Here is a 4,516-nt window from a genome sequence, read left to right as displayed (position 1 = left end):
TTTGCCGCCCGAAAGGCAGGCACACAACCGCTGGCGACGCAAATAAACCGTGACTGCGCCCGGGAGTATGGCCATTATCGGGATCGGGATCGCTGGCGATGGGAAAACCTGGAATTTCGACCCCGACCCGGATACCGACCCCGATTCAGACCCACACACACCCACACACACCCACACACACCCACATACTCACAGACCCACAGACCTACACACGCGCATTCCCTGTGGCATTCGTCATGATCTGCGGCGCGGCGAGACGCCGCTGCCCTACCTCGCTTCGCGCATTCCCTGTGGCATTCGTCAGAGCAGCTCTGTTAGGGCTGTCAAGGATGATTGGGTTGACTTTCAGACAATATTTGTGTTCAATTGACTTGTTATTGCGAGCTGACGGCTTGTTTTCAGGGTTGTTTTTCTGGGGTTATTCATGAAGAGAGAGATTGAATCACGTCTGTTGGCCTGGAAGCAAAGTCCCGGGCGGAAGGTGTTGCTTGTTCGCGGAGCTCGCCAAGTCGGAAAGACATACTCGATCCGCGAACTGGGCCAGACCTTTCGACACTTCGTCGAGGTCAATTTTGAGGAAAACCCCGAGATCCGGGTCTTCTTCCACGACTCGCTCAATCCCGTGCGCATCCGCGAGAAATTGGCCGCCTATTTTTCAACCCCCATTGTCGCCGGGGAGACGTTGTTGTTCTTCGATGAGATACAGGCGTGCCCGGAAGCGTTGAGCGCATTGCGTTTCTTCCACGAGAAGATGCCGGATCTGCATGTTGTGGCGGCGGGTTCGTTGCTGGAACTCGCTCTGGCCGAGATTCCGTCTCTGGGGGTTGGCCGACTCTCCTCGCTGTTTATGTATCCGTTGACCTTCGCGGAGTACCTGATGGCGACCGGGGAAGACACGTTGCTCGGTGTTGTCGCGCAGGCCGATGCGGCACACCCGGTGGATAAACCGTTCCATCGTCGTCTCGTGGACCTTGTGAAAACGTATCAACTCGTGGGCGGCATGCCTGCCGCCGTGAAGGCGTATGCGGAGAAACACGATCTGGCGGAATGCCTTAAAATACTGGACGACCTGGTCACAACGATTGATGACGACTTCAAGAAGTATAAGAAACGGGCGCCTGTCGGACGGCTCTCCGAGGTGTTCCGTTCCATCGTCCTACAGGCAGGCGGCAAGTTCAAGTATTCCAGCATCGATTCCGCTTCCTCGGCCCAGCCGCTCAAGGACGCCCTGCAGTTGCTGTTGCAGGCCGGGTTGGCGTACCGGGTCATGCACACACATGCCCGCGGCATTCCGCTCGGCGCTCAGGTTGACGAGAAGAAGTTCAAAGTGTTTCTGTTCGACATCGGCATCCACCAGCGTCTGATGGGTCTCGACGTGCCGGGCCACCTGACGGCGGGTGACTTAGACCTTGTCAACAAAGGCAGTCTCGCAGAGGTTTTCACGGGGTTGGAACTGATCGGGAATCATCCTTCGCACATGAAAGCCAACCTTTACTACTGGCACCGGGAGGCCAGGAACAGCAATGCCGAGATCGACTATGTCATTCAACAGGGAGCGGACATTGTGCCCGTGGAGGTGAAGTCCGGCACGAAGGGACAGATGCAGAGCATGTACTTGTTCATGGACGAGCGGAAATTAAAGAAAGGCATCCGGGTGTCGCTGGAAAACTTTACGGAGTACGACCGTGTGCAGACCATTCCGATGTACGCTGTACGCCGCCTGGTTCAACAAAGCTGAGAGAGGACGGCCAAGGGACGGGCCTTGCATTCACCTTCGGCGCGGCGAGACGCCGCTGCCCTACCCGCGCGGTGCGCGTTTTCTGATCCGCCTTTCAGCTTTCAGTTTTCAGCATTTCAGCTTTTCTCTTCAGCGAGACGCCGCCGCCCTACCTCGCTTCGCGCGTTTTCTGATCCGCCTTTCAGCTTTCAGTTTTCAGCATTTCAGCTTTTCTCTTCAGCTTTTCTCTTCAGCGTCAGCAACGATACGACCACCAAGGTTATGAAGCTGAGCGGGATGGAGACGATGCCTGGCTGGTTGAGGCTGTGCAGCGCAGTCGCCGGATTGAGCGTGTACTGCACGTACATATCCGGAGAGGTGAGGATGATTAACAGCGCGGACATCATGCCGACGCCAATGGACCAGGCGATCCCCGTCGCGGTCGTCTTTTTCCAGAAAAGCAGCATGATGATCGCGGGCAGGTTGGCTGATGCCGCCACGGAAAAAGCCCACCCGACCAGGAAGGTGACGTTCATTCCTTGAAAGAGAATCCCGAGGCCGATCGCCAGAATGCCGACCACAACGGCGGCAATCTTTCCGGTTTTAACCTTTTGAATGTCCGTCATCGTGACGCTCATAAACTTGTCCATCAGGTCGTGCGCCACCGCCCCGGAAGCCGCGACGATCAGGCCGGAGACGGTTCCGAGGACCGTCGCAAAAGCAATGGCGGAGATGATGGCAAACAGCACCAGACTGAATGAGCCGGCCAGCAGCGGAGCGGACATGTTGTCATCCGTCATATCAATGACGCCCAGTGTCATGGCGCCGAGGCCCATAAACAGCGTCAGCACGTAGAAGAATCCGATCCCGCCAATGGCCACGATCGTCGATTTACGGGCATCGCGCTGTGAGTGCACGGTGTAATAGCGGATGAGAATATGCGGCAAAGCGGCTGTGCCCAAGAATAGCGCCAGCATCAGGGAGATAAAGTTCATCTTTTCCACCGGGGTCTTGGTCTTGAACTTCTGGCCGGGAACCAGCAGGTCCGCGCCCCGGGTGACCACCGGGCAGAAAAGCGTGACCCGCGCGTCGCCGTCCATCAGCTTGACCTGAGCGCTTTTGGGATAGCGCACAACCTCCGCACGGGAGAGCGCCGCCAGATAGCGCAACGGGCCGAGGCGTCCCGTCTGCGTGATCTCGTTGCCGTTCTCATCACGCAAACGGGTGACATACCCCACGGATTTAAAAAGATCCGCTTCTTTGGGCGCGCCGTTATAGAGCGTTCCAGACCGGGTTTCGGTCTGGGACTGCACCTCTTCCAGGGAGGGGCCGTTGAGCAACCACCACCCTTCGATGCCGTCTTTGGCCAGTTTAACGAAACGCTTGCCTGATTTCTGATCGTCCAACTGCGTGACACATGAATACCCGTCAGCGCCAGTTGTCATGATCGTTGCGGCATCGAGCTGTTTCGGGAAGAAGGTCTTGCTGCCCGGCGTGGTTGACAGCCCTCTCGCGAGCACAGCGATCACCAGCACGGATGAAAAGACAATCAACAACCCGCCCTTGAGAAATTGTACATACGTGGTGGAGGTCATGCCGGCTGTGGCCACAATGGCGATGACAATCGCCCCGACCATGATGACCCCGGCCCACTGCGGAAAACCCAGCAGCGGCGTCACCAGCGATCCGGCGCCGACCATCTGCGGAATCAGATAAAACACCGAGACGGCGAGCGTGCTGATGGCGGCCATCAACTGAATGCCCTTCGAGTTAAACTTAAAGTCCAAGGCATCGGCGAAGGTGTATTTGCCGAGGCGTTTCATCGGTTCAGCCACCACAAACAGGGCCACAATCCAGCCGGCAAGATAGCCAATGGAATAGAGGAAGCCGTCATAGCCCATGGTGGCTATCATGCCGCAAATGCCGAGGAAGGACGCGGCCGAGAGATAGTCGCCGGCAAAAGCGACCCCGTTCACAAACCAGTGAATGGTTCCGCCTGCGGCGAAGTAGCCTGCGGCCGATCTGGCTTTGCGCGCATAATAGAAGGACAGCCCGAGCACACAACCGACAAAGCTCAGAAAGATAGCCACGGCGATGGGACTGGCGATGTACTTCATGGGTGGGTATCCTCGTGGTTCATCTCATCTTCTTTCCGGGTGCACACGTGGTTATAGATGATCCCGAGAATGAGCGCAAACAGGATCAGCGCCACGCCAAAGATGATGGCCAGATTCACGCCGGCCAGCACCGGCGTTTTGAGCGTTTCGGCGGCAAAAACCGCTAACGCAACGAAGCCTGCATAGATCGCGCAATACAGCCAGAACAGCCGAATGCCCAACCGCGCTTTCCAGGCGGATGCAGGGTCCTTCTCCTGCTTTGCAGCGGGTTCGTGTAACATCAACGGTCTCCTGGTTAGTCGTCCATTTTCACGAGGCTCTTGCAGAACACTCTGCACGAACGGGGAGGCGCTTGCAAAACCTCCTGCGCCGGTTCTGCAAGCACAATATAAAATGATAGCACAGTCGTCTGTCAGGCGCCACTGAGACTTGGAAGAGAAAAGGACGCATGGCCGTTCTGATGAGGGTTACTTAATCGTAATCATAATCGTAATCGTAATCGTAATCTTGCTTTGCTCCTGCATGTGATCATAAAATGTCACCCATGAAAACGGTTTTTTTGACATTGCCCGTGGTTCGGCTTTAGAATGTGCGGCATGCTTGGACTTGCTTGTGGTCAAGAAGCTGCTTGCGCAGGCTGAACCGGGAAAAGAGATCCTCGTTCGAATTGTCTCCATGCTGG

The 4,516-nt window shown here is 56.4% G+C and carries 4 protein-coding genes; 2 read left to right on the top strand and 2 right to left on the bottom strand.

What is annotated here, in order from left to right; all coding sequences use genetic code 11:
• Positions 1 to 424 precede the first annotated feature (424 nt).
• Both FJ222_12160 and FJ222_12155 read left to right on the top strand, forming a co-directional pair.
• The gene (locus tag FJ222_12160) at positions 425 to 1,738 is read left to right on the top strand and encodes an ATP-binding protein (GenBank protein MBM4165175.1); all 1,314 of its coding nucleotides are present in this window, start codon (positions 425 to 427) and stop codon (positions 1,736 to 1,738) included.
• Positions 1,686 to 2,003: a hypothetical protein gene (locus FJ222_12155; GenBank protein MBM4165174.1), complete on the top strand. Its 318-nt coding sequence runs from the start codon at positions 1,686 to 1,688 to the stop codon at positions 2,001 to 2,003. Before FJ222_12160 ends, FJ222_12155 begins: the two co-directional genes overlap by 53 nt.
• Here the strand turns inward: FJ222_12155 and FJ222_12150 are convergent.
• Together FJ222_12150 and FJ222_12145 are read right to left on the bottom strand one after the other, a co-directional pair.
• Positions 1,942 to 3,834, bottom strand: coding sequence for a cation acetate symporter (locus FJ222_12150; protein ID MBM4165173.1), 1,893 nt, complete (start codon positions 3,832 to 3,834; stop codon positions 1,942 to 1,944). The two genes, FJ222_12155 and FJ222_12150, sit on opposite strands and share 62 nt — an antisense overlap.
• Positions 3,831 to 4,115, bottom strand: coding sequence for a DUF485 domain-containing protein (locus FJ222_12145; protein ID MBM4165172.1), 285 nt, complete (start codon positions 4,113 to 4,115; stop codon positions 3,831 to 3,833). The genes FJ222_12150 and FJ222_12145 overlap by 4 nt, the downstream gene beginning before the upstream one ends.
• Between the last annotated feature and the right edge of the window lie 401 nt (positions 4,116 to 4,516).

The sequence above is a fragment of the Lentisphaerota bacterium genome (assembly GCA_016873675.1).
Lineage (GTDB): Bacteria > Verrucomicrobiota > Kiritimatiellia > RFP12 > JAAYNR01 > VGWG01.
Note: the sequence above shows the minus strand (reverse complement) of the source record. Positions and strands in the feature narration are given on the sequence as shown.